The 15,882-nt window shown below is 63.4% G+C and carries 15 protein-coding genes and 1 pseudogene; 14 read left to right on the top strand and 2 right to left on the bottom strand.

Features of this window, described 5'->3' with window-relative positions:
• A pseudogene (locus EFB14_RS08570) lies at window positions 1-340 on the top strand (cobalamin biosynthesis bifunctional protein CbiET); the annotation flags it as partial.
• Between the two features lie 4 nt (window positions 341-344).
• The gene (cobM, locus tag EFB14_RS08565) at window positions 345-1,103 is read left to right on the top strand and encodes a precorrin-4 C(11)-methyltransferase (RefSeq protein WP_126823667.1); all 759 of its coding nucleotides are present in this window, start codon (window positions 345-347) and stop codon (window positions 1,101-1,103) included.
• A gap of 69 nt (window positions 1,104-1,172) precedes the next feature.
• On the opposite strand, the gene EFB14_RS08560 is transcribed toward cobM, so the two are convergent.
• Both EFB14_RS08560 and EFB14_RS08555 read right to left on the bottom strand, forming a co-directional pair.
• On the bottom strand, window positions 1,173-1,985 hold the full coding sequence (locus EFB14_RS08560; protein ID WP_126823665.1) for a TIM barrel protein: 813 nt from the start codon (window positions 1,983-1,985) through the stop codon (window positions 1,173-1,175).
• A gap of 161 nt (window positions 1,986-2,146) precedes the next feature.
• Complete coding sequence (locus tag EFB14_RS08555; protein ID WP_126823663.1) at window positions 2,147-3,175, bottom strand: LacI family DNA-binding transcriptional regulator; 1,029 nt, start codon at window positions 3,173-3,175, stop codon at window positions 2,147-2,149.
• A gap of 134 nt (window positions 3,176-3,309) precedes the next feature.
• On the opposite strand from EFB14_RS08555, the gene EFB14_RS08550 reads away from it, so the two are divergent.
• From EFB14_RS08550 to EFB14_RS08500, 12 genes are all read left to right on the top strand, one after another.
• Entirely contained in the window at window positions 3,310-4,398 is a 1,089-nt protein-coding gene (locus EFB14_RS08550) for a fatty acid desaturase family protein (protein ID WP_126823661.1), read from the top strand.
• Window positions 4,399-4,419: 21 nt separating this feature from the next.
• Window positions 4,420-4,734, top strand: a complete 315-nt coding sequence (locus EFB14_RS08545; protein WP_126823660.1) for a MocE family 2Fe-2S type ferredoxin — start codon at window positions 4,420-4,422, stop codon at window positions 4,732-4,734.
• Between the two features lie 12 nt (window positions 4,735-4,746).
• Window positions 4,747-5,973: an NAD(P)/FAD-dependent oxidoreductase gene (locus tag EFB14_RS08540; protein ID WP_126823658.1), complete on the top strand. Its 1,227-nt coding sequence runs from the start codon at window positions 4,747-4,749 to the stop codon at window positions 5,971-5,973.
• Window positions 5,974-6,004: 31 nt separating this feature from the next.
• On the top strand, window positions 6,005-6,811 hold the full coding sequence (locus tag EFB14_RS08535) for a 3-methyl-2-oxobutanoate hydroxymethyltransferase (protein WP_126823656.1): 807 nt from the start codon (window positions 6,005-6,007) through the stop codon (window positions 6,809-6,811).
• A 130-nt stretch (window positions 6,812-6,941) separates the two neighbouring features.
• Window positions 6,942-7,838 (top strand): NUDIX hydrolase, encoded by an 897-nt coding sequence (locus EFB14_RS08530; protein ID WP_126823654.1) that lies wholly within the window; start codon window positions 6,942-6,944, stop codon window positions 7,836-7,838.
• Window positions 7,839-7,907: 69 nt separating this feature from the next.
• The gene (gene nadA, locus EFB14_RS08525; protein WP_126823652.1) at window positions 7,908-8,879 is read left to right on the top strand and encodes a quinolinate synthase NadA; all 972 of its coding nucleotides are present in this window, start codon (window positions 7,908-7,910) and stop codon (window positions 8,877-8,879) included.
• Entirely contained in the window at window positions 8,876-10,417 is a 1,542-nt protein-coding gene (locus EFB14_RS08520; protein ID WP_126823650.1) for an L-aspartate oxidase, read from the top strand. The genes nadA and EFB14_RS08520 overlap by 4 nt, the downstream gene beginning before the upstream one ends.
• Entirely contained in the window at window positions 10,395-11,312 is a 918-nt protein-coding gene (gene nadC, locus EFB14_RS08515; protein WP_126823648.1) for a carboxylating nicotinate-nucleotide diphosphorylase, read from the top strand. The genes EFB14_RS08520 and nadC overlap by 23 nt, the downstream gene beginning before the upstream one ends.
• Window positions 11,313-11,650: 338 nt before the next feature.
• Entirely contained in the window at window positions 11,651-13,603 is a 1,953-nt protein-coding gene (locus EFB14_RS08510; protein ID WP_126823646.1) for a BTAD domain-containing putative transcriptional regulator, read from the top strand.
• A 107-nt stretch (window positions 13,604-13,710) separates the two neighbouring features.
• Window positions 13,711-13,854 carry a hypothetical protein gene (locus tag EFB14_RS32830; RefSeq protein WP_164737489.1) on the top strand — a complete coding sequence of 48 codons (144 nt, stop codon included), beginning with the start codon at window positions 13,711-13,713 and terminating at the stop codon, window positions 13,852-13,854.
• Between the two features lie 13 nt (window positions 13,855-13,867).
• Window positions 13,868-15,130, top strand: a complete 1,263-nt coding sequence (locus tag EFB14_RS08505) for a YcaO-like family protein (protein ID WP_126823644.1) — start codon at window positions 13,868-13,870, stop codon at window positions 15,128-15,130.
• Window positions 15,127-15,873 carry a TfuA-like protein gene (locus tag EFB14_RS08500; RefSeq protein ID WP_126823642.1) on the top strand — a complete coding sequence of 249 codons (747 nt, stop codon included), beginning with the start codon at window positions 15,127-15,129 and terminating at the stop codon, window positions 15,871-15,873. The genes EFB14_RS08505 and EFB14_RS08500 overlap by 4 nt, the downstream gene beginning before the upstream one ends.
• Window positions 15,874-15,882 lie beyond the last annotated feature (9 nt).

The raw sequence follows: 15,882 nt of genomic DNA, 5'->3' as shown, positions 1-15,882 counted from the left end.
TGCTCGCAATGCATCCGCCTTCGGCGTGCCGCATCTCGCCATCGTCGAGGGTTCAGCGCCCGATGTACTGAAAGGCCTGCCGGAACCGGATGTGATCTTCCTCGGTGGCGGCGGCAGCGAAGCGGGTGTTATCGACGCTGCGATTGCCGCGCTGAAGCGGGGAGGGCGGCTCGTTGCCAACGCCGTGACACTGGAGATGGAAGCAATGCTGCTCGGCGAACATGCAAAACGCGGCGGCTTCCTCACGCGGATCGAAATATCGCGCGCACAACCCGTCGGCGGCATGAGCGGCTGGCGGCCGGCCATGCCCGTGACGCAGTGGCGCTGGACGAAAGGATAACGAGATGACTGTGCATTTCATCGGCGCAGGGCCAGGTGCTGCGGATCTGATCACCGTGCGCGGCCGCGATCTCATCGCCCAATGCCCGGTCTGTCTCTACGCCGGCTCGATCGTCTCGCCCGAACTGCTGCAATATTGCCCGCCGGGCGCGCGCATCGTCGATACCGCATCGATGTCGCTTGACGAGATAGAGGCGGAATATCTGAACGCCGCTGCAGCCGGCCAGGATGTCGCGCGGCTGCATTCCGGCGATCTCTCCGTCTGGAGTGCCGTGGCCGAGCAGGTCCGCCGTCTTCAGAAACACGGCATCGCCTATACGATGACGCCGGGCGTTCCGGCCTTTGCTGCTGCTGCCTCAGCCCTCGGGCGCGAGCTGACGATCCCCGCGGTAGCACAGAGCCTGGTTCTGACCCGCGTTTCCGGCCGCGCGTCACCGATGCCGAACGACGAGACGCTCGCCAAATTCGGTGCGACGGGGGCCACGCTGGCAATCCATCTGGCGATCCATGCGCTGAAGCAGGTGGTCGAGGAACTGACGCCCCTTTACGGCGCTGACTGCCCCGTCGCGATCGTCGTCAAGGCCTCCTGGCCGGACGAGCGCGTCCTGCGCGCCACGCTTGCCGATATCGAGGCAAAGGTTGCGGCCGAGCCGATCGAACGCACGGCAATCATCTTCGTCGGCCCTTCGCTCGCTGCGGAGGATTTCCGCGAGAGCTCGCTCTATGATCCGGCCTATCAGCGGCGGTTCAGAGGCCGGGAATAACTTCCGATGATTGGCCGCCGCGGGCGGCCAATCATCGCGACAATCGCTAAGCGGCGCTCCGCCCGGTTCTCAAACCCGCGCTGACAGGTAATCCATGCTGGTACGAAGCGCACCGGCAGGGTCCTTGACCGCATGCACTTCCGCTGCAAAGGGTTCGAAGGAGAACGGACCCTGATAGCCCGCCTGCAGCAACGCCCTGATCTGTCCAGCATTGTCGAGCCGGTCGTCGCCGTCCACGAGCACGCGATGGGAATCGCGCATATCGGCAACGGAGACGGAAGGATCGCTGACGCCGGAGATGTGCACGAGGCCGGCCAGCTCAGGGAAGGTCGCGGCTTCGCCGGCAAGGTGATGGTGGAAGGTGTCGTGAACGAGCTTGAAGGTCGATTGCGCGCCGAGCTCCCTGATTGCCTCGGCCGCCTCGGTCTTCGAGCGCAGCGAGCAGATTTCGAAACCGAGAGGCTCGACGAGACCGATAATGCCGGCTTCATCCAGCATTGGCTTCAGTGCCGACAGGGCTTGGCGCAGATTAGCCTGCCGTTCGCCATCGGCGCGGCCGGTGCCATCGTTCTTCGGAACGAGGACGAGCGCCTTGGCGCCAGATGCGCTGGCATAGTCGATCAGTTCCTGCGCTTCTCGTGCGCGGGTTTCATTCCATTCGTTGAAACGCTGCAAGGCGTTGATCGAAATGATCGTCAGGCCGTGACGGGATGCGGCGTCCTTGATCGTTTCCGGCTTGGTGCCGTCGACAATCGCATTACCGGAAAGATCGTTGCGGATCTCGACGGCGTCGATGCCGAGCGACTTTGCCAGTTTGAAGAAATCATCGATAGTAAGCGACGGGGCGGCCATATGGTTGAGCGCAAAGCGGATCGAAGTCATGACGGAAATATCCTCCTCGTCTCCGCGCCACGGCGGAGCGGTTCCTCGTGAATGGGCAAGCGAATCTCTATCCGAATTCGCCCGGCAAACCATCCGTCATCGCCGGCGCCTGCTTTCATTGCTGAGAGAATTTCAATCGAGATGATGGAATTCTATCATTCTCAGATGTTCTCGGAGATATAGATATCGAATGGCAGGAAGGACTGACCGGGAACGGCAGCCTCACCATGCTCGATCGCACCGACCATCAGCGATAAAAGCTCCTTGCAGAGAGCGGGCAGCGGAGTGGCGACCACCATGGTGACGATATCGTCGGCAAGGCCGGCCTTGCTCTCCGGCGTCAGCTCGTTGACCACGAGCACGATCCGACCGGCGACACCCTCTTCGCGGAAGGCGGAAATCGCCCCCTCCATGCCGCCGCCGCAGACATAGAGGCCAACGAGATCGGAATGTTTCTGCAGAAGCGTCAGCGTCGCCTCGTGGGTGATTTCGGCAGTCTCGAGGTTGATCAGCGTATCGACGACATCGAATTCCGGGGCATTCTCGCGAAAATAGGAGCGGAAGCCGATCTCCCGCAGCTCATGGCCGTGGAAGCGGTGGCTGCCGACGAAACACGCGACCTTGCCGGGCTTTTTCGCCGTCCGCGCAATCGTCCATGCGGCGGTGCGTCCGGCCTTGCGGTTGTTGACGCCGACATAGGCGTCGCGCACCCCTGTGGCGAGATCGGAGAGCAGCGAGAAGACCGGGATGCTGCGCTCCTTCAGCTCCTCGACCGCGGTCGTCACCGCCGGATAATCAGGACCGACGACAGCGACGGCCTGGTTGCGGGCGCCGAGTGCCTTGATCTTTTCGTTGATGGCGGCAGGCGTCGTCGCCGAGGGGTACTCGATCTGGATCTGGAGACGGGCGGTGGTGACCGCGCGCGCCGCCGCTTCGATTTCGCGAGCGAAGGTCTGGTAGAAGGATTGGGTCGGTTTCTGCAGTAAAAAGGCAAGCCGGTATTGCGGCAGATCCTCAAAGACCCGCTGCCTGATGAGGCCGACGGCATGATAGCCGATCGCCTGCGCCGCATCATAGACCCGTCGCGCCGTCTCCTCCCGCACGCGATGGCGAGCATTGAGAACGCGGTCGACGGTGGCGACGCTGACGCCGGAGGCACGGGCGAGATCGGATATGGTGGGGCGGCGCATGGACGTTCCTGATGGATTCAGTCATTGATGCAAGCCATTCATGATGGCTTTTGATAGATTATATCAAGCCTGCATTGAGCGCCTTTCAAAGTCAACCTATCCTCCTCGGCAATAGGCATAGCGGGAGGCGGATGATGGCGATCCAGACAAAGAAACGTGACTACGACCTGCTCGGCGAAAGCGGTCGCACCGCCGTCGAGACGGGGCTGGCGGCAGCCGAATGGTATCATACCGACATTCCGCGCAAGGAGATGAAGGCACTGATGCAGCGCTCCGATGCGCCGGCGATCCGGGACACGATCATCTGGCTCGGCAGCATGGCGGTGCTCGCCGGGCTCGGCATCTATTTCTGGGGCTCTTGGATCGCGATACCCTTCTTCCTCGCCTATGGCGTGCTCTACGGCTCAGCCTCCGACAGCCGCTGGCACGAATGCGGTCACGGCACCGCCTTCAAGACGCGCTGGTTGAACGATGTCGTCTACCAGATCGCCTGCTTCATGATCATGCGCAATCCGGTGACCTGGCGCTGGAGCCATGCCCGCCACCACACCGATACCGTCATCGTCGGCCGTGATCCCGAGATCGCCGTCATGCGGCCGCCGGATCTCTTCCGCCTGATCCTCAATTTCTTCGGCATCCTCGACGCCTGGCATGCGGTCATCGACATGCTGCGCAATGCCTTCGGCGGCGTCAGCGCGGCGGAAAAGACCTTCATTCCCGAGATGGAGCAGCCGAAGGCGATCCGTTTCGCCCGCATCTGGCTGGCGATCTATGTCGCGACGATTGCCACGGCGATCGCCATGGGCTCGATCCTGCCGCTGGTGCTGATCGGCCTGCCGCGCCTCTACGGCGCCTGGCACCATGTGCTGACCGGACTGCTGCAGCACGGCGGCCTTGCCGACAACGTCATCGACCACCGGCTGAACAGCCGCACCGTCTACATGAACCCGATCAGCCGCTTCATCTACTGGAACATGAACTACCACGTCGAACATCACATGTTTCCGATGGTGCCCTACCACGCGCTGCCCCAGTTGCACGAGATGATCAAGCATGACCTGCCGGCACCGAACCCGTCGATCTGGTCGGGCTATCGCGAGATGATTCCGGCCTTCCTGCGCCAGCTGCGCAACGAGGATTATTTCCTGAAGCGCGAGCTGCCGGCAACCGCGCGGCCTTATCGCGAGGAATTCCACAACGAACTGGCCCCGGCGGCACAATAATCACGATCAAGGGAGGACAAGATGAGCGGCAATTGGATTGAGGTTTGCGGCAAGGACGAAATCGACGAAGAGGATGTCATCCGCTTCGATCATGACGGGCGCACCTTCGCTGTCTATCGCAGCCCTGACGACGAATTCTTCGCCACCGACGGGCTCTGCACACATGAACATATCCACCTCGCCGACGGGCTTGTCATGGATGAGATCATCGAATGTCCGAAGCATAATGGCCGCTTCAACTACAAGACAGGCGAAGCCAAGGGTGCACCGGTCTGCGTCAATCTCAAGACCTATCCTGTGAAGGTCGAAGGCGACACCGTCTTCATCTCGGTCTGAAGGAGGCGGACGGTGGTTCATTTCGTCATCCTGGGTGCGGGCGAATGCGGTGCGCGCGCTGCTTTCGCCCTGCGCGAAAAAGGCTTTGCCAGCGAGATAACGCTTGTTGGAGCCGAACCCCTTCCGCCTTATGAGCGGCCACCTCTTTCGAAGGCCGGTCCCACCGATGCCGGCGATCCGAAATTCATCGCCGCGTTCGAAAAATATGCCGACAGCGGCATCCGGCTGCTGACCGGCCTGGAGGCGAGGGATCTCGATACCGTATCCAGGGCCATCACGCTTTCGGACGGTACCGTGCTCTCCTACGACAAGCTCCTGCTCGCAACGGGCGCAGCCGCGCGTTCGTTCCCTGGCGCTCCTTTGGGAAGCCCGCGTATTCGCGCGCTGAGAACGCATGACGATGCGGCGGCGCTGCGCGATGCCATGAAGCCGGGACGGCATATCGCCATCATCGGCGGCGGCTTTATCGGGCTGGAACTTGCGGCAACAGCTCGGCAGCTCGGCGCCGACGTCACCGTCATCGAGGGGCTGGAACGCGTATTGAAGCGCGGCGTGCCGGAGGCGATCGCCCATCTGCTCACGGAGCGTCATCGCGCCGAGGGCGTCGATATCCGGTGCGGAGTCTCCATCGAAGCGCTGACCGAGGAAAACGACAAAGCCCGGATCCGATTGTCGAGCGAAGAGGTCATAGAAGCCGATCTTGCCCTCGTCGGCATCGGCGCGCGGCCGAATGTCGAGATCGCCGAAAGGGCAGGGCTGACGATCGACAATGGCATTGCCGTCGACGCCTATCTGCAGACCTCCGCACCTGATGTCTTTGCCGCCGGCGACTGCTGCTCCTTTCCGCTGTCGATCTATGGCGGCCGCCGGGTGCGGCTCGAATCCTGGCGCAATGCTCAGGAACAGGGCACATTGGCCGCGGCCAATATGCTCGGCCTCGAGGAAGCCGCTTCATCAGTGCCGTGGTTCTGGTCCGATCAATACGACATGACGCTGCAGATATCAGGCCTTGCCGAAGGCGCCGTCACCCATCTGCGCCGTGATCTCGGCGCAGGCGCCTTCATTCTCTTCCATCTCGATGCAGACGGGCGTTTGATCGCCGCAAGCGGTATCGGTCCGGGCAATGCCGTGGCGCGCGACATCAGGCTCGCCGAAATGCTGATCGCGGCGCGCGCCCACCCAGACCCGGCCGCGCTGGCAGCCAGCGATATCAAACTGAAATCCCTGTTGGCCGCCTGAGCCACCCTCTATTTTTCAAAGGAATTTGACGATGAAGAAACATAAACGCGCGACGGTCGCCGATCTGCTTGCGGAAAAAGGCAAGCGCCAGCTCACCATGTTGCGCGTCACCACGCTGGAGGAGGCCGAAGCCGCCGAAAAAGCGGGGATCGACATGGTTTCCGTGCCGCCCTCGCTGCTTGGGCCGGTCTTTCGCGAGGTCGCCCCCACGCCTTTCGCCATTCCAGGGCTCGAATATGGCGACCATGTCTCGGCGGAAGACTATCTCCGCGCCGCCTTCGCGGCCTTGAAGGCGGGTGGCGATGCGGTCTATTGCGCCGCAAGCCTGCAGACGATCCGGCGCCTGCGGGACGAAGGCATTCCCGTCTGCGGTCATCTCGGGCTGATCCCTTCGAAGGCGACCTGGACGGGCGGCTTCCGCGCCGTCGGCAAGACGGCGGCGAGTTCGGCAGAGATCTGGCGCCAGACCAAGGCGCTGGAAGAGGCCGGCGCCTTCGCCGCCGAAATCGAAGTCGTGCCGGGAGAGGTCGCCGCCGCCATCAGCGCCAGCACCTCCATGCTGATGATCTCCATGGGAGCAGGCAGCGGCTGCGACGCCCAATATCTCTTCGCCGACGACGTGCTCGGTGCCAATCGCGACCACTATCCCCGCCATGCCAAGGTCTATCGCAACTTCGCCGCCGAACACGACCGGCTGCAGCGCGAGCGCATCGCCGCCTTTACGGAATTCGCCGACGACGTCAGAAGCGGCGCCTATCCGGAAAAGCGCCATCTCGTTGGCATCGATGAAGCGGAACTGAAAATTTTTCTGGACCAGTTGAAGACAGGCAATCGCTAAGCACAACCGCGTTCCGTGCCTGGATGATGTGGGAAGCGCCGCCAAGGCGCTTCTCCTCCATTGGCTTCGGCCATAGCCTGTGCCAGGAATGATCCGTTCGATTCATTCGGAACGGAGTATTCAGTCCCCTGTGACGATCGGCTTTGCGCATGCGGAATTGATTGCTGTGCTCGTCGCGGTGACGGGGGACGAGCCGCGCGTCATGACCATCCGCTCCGGCGACGCGCTGCCTTCAGGCCCCTTCGAGATGGGGCACCGCACCCTGCAATCCGGCCTGCGCGAATGGGTGCAGGAGCAGACGGCACACCCTGTCGGCTATCTCGAACAGCTCTATACCTTCGCCGATCGCGACCGGAACAACGACATCCCGGGCGGACGGACGATCTCGATCAGCTATCTCGGTCTCGTCAACGAGCAGTCGGGCGCCGGACGGCCGGGATGGCACGGCTGGTACGAATATTTCCCCTGGGAAGACCATCGGCACGGACGGCCGGCGGTGCTCGATGAGATCATGGGGCGCCTGAAGATCTGGGCCGATGCCGATCCGGCCAGACGCGACCATCGCCATCGCCGGGCGGATTTCACCTTCGGCCTCGACGGCGGCGGCTGGAACGAGGATCTGGCGTTGCAGCGCTATGAACTGCTTTACGAAGCAAGGCTCGTGGCGGAAGCCGGATGCGGGGCTGACGCTAATCTCGGCCGCGCGATGTTTGCCGATCACCGCCGCATTCTCGCGACCGGGATCGCCCGGCTGCGCGCCAAGATCAAATACCGCCCTGTCGTCTTCGAACTGATGCCTGACAGTTTCACACTGCTGAGGCTCCAGCGCACCATCGAGGCGCTCGCCGGGCTGACGCTGCACAAGCAGAACTTCCGCCGCCTCATCGAACAGCAGGAACTGGTCGAGGAAACCGGCGAGACGGAAAGCGAAACCGGCGGCCGGCCGGCCAAGCTTTTCCGCTTCCGCCACACGGTGCTCGAGGAACGGGCGCTGGCCGGAACGAAATTACCGCTCTCCCGCAATTGACATATGCTCACCGTGAGAATATCTCTTTGCCTATGATATGCTCAAAGAGAGCATAATTAGGAGCCGGTCATGAATCACCCTGTTTCCGCATCCTCGCTCTACGATCGCGTCAGCCGCGTCATTCCCAAAGCCGAATGGATGACGTTCGAAAACGACGTCGACGCGATCCTCGAGCTCAAGCGCCGCCGTAACGCCGTCATCCTCGCGCATAACTATCAGACGCCGGAGATCTTCCACGGCGTGGCCGATATCGTCGGCGACAGCCTGGCGCTCGCCCGCAAGGCGATCGAGGTCGATGCCGATATCATCGTGCTTGCCGGCGTGCATTTCATGGCCGAGACCGCCAAGCTCCTGAACCCAGAGAAAACCGTGCTGATCCCCGATCTCGGTGCCGGCTGTTCCCTAGCGGATTCGATCACGCCCGAGGATATCGCGCTGCTGCGCCATGCCCATCCCGGCGTGCCCATCGTCACCTATGTCAACACCTCGGCCGCGGTGAAGGCCGCCTCCGACATCTGCTGCACCTCGGGCAATGCAAGACAAGTGGTGGAATCGCTCGGCGTACCGAAGGTGCTGATGATCCCGGACGAATATCTGGCGCGCAACGTCGCCCGCGAGACGGATGTCGAGATCATCGCGTGGCACGGGCATTGCGAAGTGCATGAACTCTTCACCGCCGAGGATGTGCGCCAGCTGCGTGAAAACCATCCCGGCGTGACGGTGCTCGCACATCCTGAATGCCCGCCCGACGTGGTGGCGGAAGCCGATTTCGCCGGCTCGACCGCCGTGATGTCGGATTATGTCGGCAGGCAGAAGCCGGCGCGCGTCGTGCTGCTCACCGAATGCTCGATGAGCGACAATGTCGCCGTGCACCATCCCGACGTGGAGTTCATTCGCCCCTGCAATCTTTGCCCGCATATGAAGCGGATCACGCTCAGCAATATCCGTGCAGCACTGGAGGAAAACCGTCACGAAGTCACCGTCGATCCGGCGATTGCAGTGGCCGCGCGCCGTGCTGTCGAGAGGATGCTGGCGATATGACCGAGATCATCGAGCACCTTGCCGGGCGCACGGTCATCGTTGGCAGCGGGCTTGCGGGCTTGATGACCGCGCTGACGCTGGCGCCAGAACCCTCCGTCCTCGTCACCCGCGCATCCCTCGGTACCGAGACGTCAAGCGCCTGGGCACAGGGCGGCATTGCCGCCAGCATGGGCGCGGATGACAGCGCCGAACTACATCTTGCCGATACGCTTGCCGCCGGCGACGGCCTCTGCGATCCCGCGGTCGCCGGCGGCATTATTGCCGGGGCGCCGGCAGCGATTGCCGCGCTGGAACAAGCCGGCGTGCGCTTCGACAGGAATGCCGAGGGCGAGCTTTCGCTCGGGCTGGAGGCCGCGCATTGCCGCCGCCGCATCGTCCATGCCGAAGGCGACGGCTCCGGAGCGGCGATCATCGCCGCGCTGGTGCGGGCGGTGATGCAAACGCCTGCGATCACGGTGCTCGAGGGCTTCGAGGCTCGGCGGATATTGATGGACGGCGAGCGTGTGGCGGGCCTGCTCTGCGCCACCGCGAAAGGCGCCGCCATCCTGCCGACCTCCAAGGTGGTGCTCGCCACCGGCGGCATCGGCGGGCTTTATGACGCAACCACCAATCCGATGGGTAATTTCGGCCAGGGGATCGCGCTTGCGGCAAGAGCAGGCGCCGCGCTCGCCGATATGGAATTCGTCCAGTTCCACCCGACCGCGCTCGACTCGCGCCGCAGGCCACTGGCGCTCGTCAGCGAGGCGGTGCGCGGGGAGGGGGCCTTGCTCGTCAACGAACAAGGCGAACGTTTCATGGCCCGCACATCAGGCGCAGAGCTGGCGCCGCGCGATGTCGTCGCGCGCGCGATCAGCGCCGAAATCGCCCGCGGCGGCAGGGTCTTTCTCGATGCCCGCAATGCACTCGGCAGCCGGTTTGCCGCGCGCTTTCCCGTCATCGCAGCCCTTTGCGGCGAGGCCGGCATCGATCCGGCCAATGACCTTATTCCGGTGCGCCCGGCCGTTCACTATCACATGGGCGGCGTTGCAACGGATGCAAACGGCCGCAGCTCGGTTTCCGGTCTCTGGGTCGCCGGAGAGGCGGCTTCAACCGGCCTGCATGGCGCCAACCGGCTCGCCAGCAATTCGCTGCTGGAGGCTGTTGTCATGGGCATCCGGGTAGCACACGACATATCTGGCATGCCCGCAAGTGCCGCAGGCACCATCTTCGCCGAGAAACTGCCGGTGGCCGCCGATGCGTCGCTTATCCGGCCGATCGTCTCGCGCCATGTCGGCGTGCTGCGCAATGCCGGCGCCATTCAGGGAGCGATTGCAGCACTTCTGCCGCTTGCCGAAGGCAATGGCCCGGCCGCCGATCCAGCCACTGTCGCGTTGCTGATCGCCGTCTTCGCCAGCCTGCGGATGGAATCGCGCGGCGCCCATGCCCGCACCGATTTTCCGCTGAAGCTCGCCGACGCCAACCGGCGCCGCATGTGCCTTTTCGACGTTCTGGAGATCGCCCGCGCGACCCCGCCCTATGCCCTTGCAAGGAGTGCCTGAGATGAGCCTCGTTCCCCTTCCGCGCCTGATCGTCGAGCCGCTGGTGCGGACAGCCCTGCTCGAAGATCTCGGTCTTGCCGGCGATATCACCTCGGCATCGGTCATCCCCCAAGATCATCGCTCGACCGTGGTGATGGCCGCTCGCCAGCCGGGCGTCATCGCCGGCCTCGATGCTGCCGAACTCGCCTTCACCCTCGTCGATCCCGAGATCGTCATGCGGCGAAATCTCCGGGATGGCGACGCGGTCAAACCGGGCGACGTCATCGCCACCATCGAAGGCCCGTCGCGTGGCCTGCTGAGCGGTGAGCGCACCGCGCTGAATTTCCTCGGCCACCTCTCAGGCATTGCAACCGTCACGGCCGAGATTGCCGCCGCCATTCAGGACAGCAAGGCCTCCGTCGCCTGCACGCGCAAGACGACGCCGGGGCTGAGAGCGCTGGAGAAATATGCGGTGCGGGCGGGCGGCGGCATGAACCACCGTTTCGCGCTCTATGACGCGGTGCTGATCAAGGACAATCACGTCGCCATCGCCGGCGGCGTCACCGAGGCGATCCGCCGGGCGCGAGCCGGCGTCGGCCATATGGTGAAGATAGAGGTCGAGGTCGATACGCTCGATCAACTGCGTGAAGCGATGGAGACCGGCGTCGATGCCGTTCTGCTCGACAACATGACGCCGGATCAGCTGCGCGAAGCCGTCGCCATCGTCGACGGGCAGGCAATCACCGAGGCATCGGGCCGCGTCACGCCGGCAACGGCCGCAGCCATCGCGGCTTCCGGCGTCGATCTCATTTCTGTCGGCTGGCTGACACATAGCGCGCCGGTGCTCGATATCGGGCTCGATTTCGTCAAAGCGGCGACGGACGCGGTTCCGAGACGGATTGCGCAGGTACTCTGATCACTCTTCGCCGGACGAGGGTGCAATCCTCAGGCTTCACGGCAATCCTCCCGGCTGGCACTCTATCGACGGCCAGTAACTTAACGTCTCTATATGAACGATGACGTCCGCCTGGGGACCGCGGTGAGATAAATAGCGTGCCGAAATGGCACGCATTCGCATTCGACGGAAAGTGTCGGCAAAGCATTTCCTCGCAAGGCAGCTTGAGAATATGCAAATATTAGATGAAAATTCTTCTTTTTAAAGCAAAGCGGCTATGCGTAGCGGCATTATAGCTCTAACATGCTTTTGACCGCAGGTGCGTTCGCGCGCCTTGGCTTTCAGGGGTGAGAACCGAGATGCAACGGACATCCGGGCAAACGTCGACGAACAGGCTATGCCTGCTCGGAAGACCGCGATTGCTGGCAGCGGGGAGGGAACTTCCCTTGCCAGAGAAGTCGTATTTTCTCCTCGCCATGCTCGCCGCCGAAGCCAATCTCGAACTTGACCGCGAAACCATCAGGCGGCAGCTCTGGCAATCCGAATTGCCGGAAAAGCGGGCGGGCAGCCTGCGCCAGCTGCTCGCGCGCATCGAGCAGAGCATCCCAGCCGATCTTCCACCGCTGCTTGCCGCAACGCGAACCCATATCGGGCTTGCGGACGGCTGGGAGGTCGACGTCCATATTCTGAAACAGAAGGGGCCGCTTGCCCCTGGGGACAGCGAAATCCTCAACGGCGAGTTGCTCGAAGGCGCCAAATCGCCGACGCAGGGCGCCGAGGACTGGCTGACCTACGAACGCCAGCGTGTCGACGAACTGCGCTCTACCCACCTCACCCGGCTGGTCGAGGCCGCCGACGACAGATCTGACGAAGAGCAGGTCGCGCTTGCCAGGCGCCTCCTGGAACTCGACTCCGCCAGCGAGACGGCGTACCGCGCCTTGATGCGCCTCCACGTCGGGATGAACGATCCTGCGGCGGCGCGTCAGGCCTATCTCAAGTGCAAGAGCCAGCTGAAAGACGATTTCGATACCGAGCCGGAGGAGAGCACTACGGCGCTCGCTCGCGAGCTCGGCCTGATACCCCCAGCGCAGGCCGCCGCACCGGAGCGCCCGGCAGCGCCCGGCATGTTCGTCGATCCGGTCGGCCAACCGCGCATCATCATCCTGCCGCCGGAAAGCATCTTCACCGATCCGCTGATGGAGCGCGTCGGCAGGGCGCTTCTCGAAGACGTCACCATCGGCCTCAGCCAGCAGCGCGGCTTCAAGGTGATCGCCGCGCATACGAGCCTTGAGATCCTCAGCCGTGCGGTCGATCCTACGCGCGCCTTGCCCGGCCCGCTCGACCTCAGCTTCGACTACGCTGTTTACGTCAGCATCCAGGGCCGCGACGAGGATGTCTATGCCACTTGCCGCCTAACGCGGACGACGACATCGGAAGTGATCTGGGCCATCGAGCTGCCGCTCGTCATGCAGAAGATCAGCGAATCCTTCGCGCATCTGACGCGGAGGATCGTCTCTTCGCTTGCCGACACGATCGAGCGCCATGAACTGGCGATGCCGATCGGCGAGGCGCCGGCATCCGCTTACCGTCTCTACCTGGAAGGCAAGCGGCTGATCGCCCAGACCGACCTGCAGCATCTGCGCCAGGCTCGCAAATGGTTCAAATCCTCGCTCAACCGTTATGAACACTTCTCGGCCGCCCATGCCGGCGTCTCACGCGCGCTCGGCATGGAATGGCTGATCCGCGGCATGCAGGACACGGAACTGCTCGACGAGGCGAACAGTGCCGCCCGCCTCGCGCAGCAGTCCGACCCGAACAGCGGCCGGGCCTATCGCGAGCTCGGCTTCGTGGCGCTTTATCGTCGCCGGTTCGACGAAAGCCTGGAGCATTTCCAGCAGGCCCAGGATCTCAATCCCAACGACGCCGACATTCTTGCCGATTTCGCCGACGCGCTTTCTCATGACGGCGATTTCGATCGGGCGCTGGAACTCAGCCGCGCGGCCTTCAAGCTCAATCCGCTGCCGCCCGACTATTATTACTGGAACCTCGGCGGCATTCACTTCATGCGCGAAGAGTATGGAAAAGCGATCGAGGCGCTGGAACCGGTAAAGACGAAGCAGGCGACCGCCCGCCTGCTCGCCGCCTCGCATGCCATGGCGGGAGATACCGGCAAGGCTGGGAACTACGCCCGGGTGGTGCTGGAAAACTTCCCGGATTTCCGCAGCGAGGATATCCGCCATTTCGTTCCCGATCGCGATCCCGCCTATACGGAACCGTTGATAAAAGGCCTGCAACTTGCTGGTCTTCCCTAATTGCATGGCCTTTTAACGAAGCCTGTAACGCTTAAATGACGCAGGCAATGTTTCCCTCCGATGGTTAACGGCAGCAAGGCGCTGCCAGCACCAATCGGAGATGGACCATGAAGACGAATGCTGAAACCACCGCAGTTCAGACACAGTCGCTGCGCTTCTCTGCAGCTGCCAGGGCAGCCCTGAAACAGGACGAACTCAACGTTTCCGCCAATGCACTCGAGAGCCTGACGCATGCGCTAAGGTTCCGCTGAGGACCATATCAGCATGTCCGCTTTCACCGACCTTGAAACGCTTGCCGGTGACCTGGAACGATCATCGGCCGGTGTCAGCGACTATCACGACCGCGCGGTCACACCGGCCCAGACGCTCGCGGCGATCAGGCCGCACCTGCGCGAATTCGGCATCACGCGCGTCGGTCTCCTGACCGCGCTCGATGTCCTGAACATTCCCGTCGCCTTCGCGACGCGGCCGAACAGCCATACGCTCTCGGTCTTCCAGGGCAAGGGCATCGACAACGACGCCGCCATGACCTCAGCGGCCATGGAGGCCATCGAGACGCGGATCGCGGAAATTCCGCCGGCCGACCTGACGCAGGCGACGGTCGAGAGCATGCGGGCGGAGCGTGCCGCCATGATCGACCTCGACAATGTCGCCCGCTGCGCGCCCGACGAGATCGGCAGTCACCCCATTCCCTGGTGCTCCGGCCTCGATATCCTTTCGGGCAGCAGCGTTTTCGTGCCGTGGTGGCTAGTCGGCCTCGACCATCGCGGCGAAAGGCCGCCGGGCTTCGAGCAGTCGAGCGACGGGCTTGCCTCCGGCAACACGCCCGCAGAAGCGGTCCTTCACGGACTTTGCGAACTGGTGGAGCGCGACGCCTGGGCTCTGACCCAGCTCAAATCGCCGGAACGCCTGAAGGAGAGCCGCATCGACCCGGCCTCCTTCGGCGATGCGGTCATCGACATCATGACCGACCGGATCGCACGCGCCGGCATGCGGCTGCTGCTGCTCGACATGACGACCGATATCGGCGTTCCCGCCTTCCTGGCCGTCATCATGCCGGGCAATCTTTCCGACCGTGTCGATGCACGCTGGTCGCATGTCTGCGGCGGCTGCGGCTGCCATCCCGATCCCGTGCGCGCCGCGCTGCGCGCCATCACCGAAGCGGCGCAGAGCCGGCTGACCGCGATCGCCGGCAGCCGTGACGATTTCTCGCCCCGGATCTATCAAAGACTCGACCGCAGTGCAGCCATGCAGGAAGTGGTCGAACTCTGCGAGGGCGATGGCCGGATGCGCGCGTTCCAGACCCGTGATCGCCGCCCGGCAACGATCCAGGATACCATCCGCCATATCGCCGGCCGGCTGACGGCGACCGGCATCGAGCAGATCGTCGTCGTGCCATTTGCGCACCGGACCCTGCCGGTCTCGGTCGTCAGGGTGATCGTGCCCGGCCTGGAGGTCGATATTTCAGGCCAGTACATCCAGCTCGGGATGCGTGCGGTCAACACGTTGAGAGGAGCCCAATCATGAAGGTGATGTTCGTCGGTCCGAGCCTTGGCATCGATCTCGCCGCGGCAAGAGCGATGTCTCCCCGCATCGATTTCCGGCCGCCGGCCGCCTGCGGCGACATCCTGAAAGCGGTTGAAGATGGCGCGACCGCGATCGGCCTCGTCGACGGTTATTTCGGCGATCTGCCTTCGGTCTGGCACAAGGAAATCCTCTATGCCCTCGAACGCGACGTCGCGGTTGCCGGCGGCGCCAGCATGGGGGCGTTGCGGGCGGCCGAATGCGCTCCCTTCGGCATGGTCGGCCTCGGCGCGATCTTCGAGGATTACGAGGCCGGCCGGCTGATCGACGACGAGGCCGTCGCGCTGGTGCATGCGCCGCAGGAGCTCGGCTGGCTGCCGCTTTCCGTCCCCTGGGTCGATTTCGAGCCGACGATCGAAGCGCTTCACGCCCATGGCGAGATTTCGCCCGGCGAACGCAAGAAACTGCTGCTTGCCGGCCGTTTCCTGCATTTTTCGGAGCGAACCTATGCGAAGGTGGTCGACGAGTGCCACTTCGCCCGCAAACCACGCCGCGACCATATCCTCGCAGCCATCCGCAAGTACCGCGTCGAGCGTAAGCGCAACGACGCGCGGCTGGTGCTGGAGTGGCTACGCCGCGACGAATTCCTCCCCGTCAACCGTGACTGGCGCTTCGCCGCCACCTCCCACTGGGAGCTTCTGCACGCCGAAGTCACGCGCAGCGTGACTCCTGTAACGGTAGAATAACGGTCGCAG

The organism is Rhizobium fabae (genome assembly GCF_003985135.1).
In the GTDB taxonomy this organism is placed as follows: Bacteria; Pseudomonadota; Alphaproteobacteria; order Rhizobiales; family Rhizobiaceae; genus Rhizobium; species Rhizobium pisi.
The sequence above is the reverse complement of the archived record's forward strand: the minus strand, read 5'-3'. Positions and strand labels throughout refer to the sequence as shown.

Excerpts from the sequence above, each read along its gene's own strand:
- EFB14_RS08520 (WP_126823650.1), top strand. The coding sequence starts at position 8,876 with ATGACCGAGATCATCGAGCACCTTGCCGGGCGCACGGTCATCGTTGGC.
- nadA (WP_126823652.1), top strand. The coding sequence starts at position 7,908 with ATGAATCACCCTGTTTCCGCATCCTCGCTCTACGATCGCGTCAGCCGC.
- EFB14_RS08500 (WP_126823642.1), top strand. The coding sequence starts at position 15,127 with ATGAAGGTGATGTTCGTCGGTCCGAGCCTTGGCATCGATCTCGCCGCG.
- EFB14_RS08535 (WP_126823656.1), top strand. The coding sequence starts at position 6,005 with ATGAAGAAACATAAACGCGCGACGGTCGCCGATCTGCTTGCGGAAAAA.
- cobM (WP_126823667.1), top strand. The coding sequence starts at position 345 with ATGACTGTGCATTTCATCGGCGCAGGGCCAGGTGCTGCGGATCTGATC.
- EFB14_RS08550 (WP_126823661.1), top strand. The coding sequence starts at position 3,310 with ATGGCGATCCAGACAAAGAAACGTGACTACGACCTGCTCGGCGAAAGC.
- EFB14_RS08560 (WP_126823665.1), bottom strand. The coding sequence starts at position 1,985 with ATGACTTCGATCCGCTTTGCGCTCAACCATATGGCCGCCCCGTCGCTT.
- EFB14_RS08510 (WP_126823646.1), top strand. The coding sequence starts at position 11,651 with ATGCAACGGACATCCGGGCAAACGTCGACGAACAGGCTATGCCTGCTC.
- nadC (WP_126823648.1), top strand. The coding sequence starts at position 10,395 with ATGCCCTTGCAAGGAGTGCCTGAGATGAGCCTCGTTCCCCTTCCGCGC.
- EFB14_RS08555 (WP_126823663.1), bottom strand. The coding sequence starts at position 3,175 with ATGCGCCGCCCCACCATATCCGATCTCGCCCGTGCCTCCGGCGTCAGC.
- EFB14_RS08545 (WP_126823660.1), top strand. The coding sequence starts at position 4,420 with ATGAGCGGCAATTGGATTGAGGTTTGCGGCAAGGACGAAATCGACGAA.
- EFB14_RS32830 (WP_164737489.1), top strand. The coding sequence starts at position 13,711 with ATGAAGACGAATGCTGAAACCACCGCAGTTCAGACACAGTCGCTGCGC.
- EFB14_RS08505 (WP_126823644.1), top strand. The coding sequence starts at position 13,868 with ATGTCCGCTTTCACCGACCTTGAAACGCTTGCCGGTGACCTGGAACGA.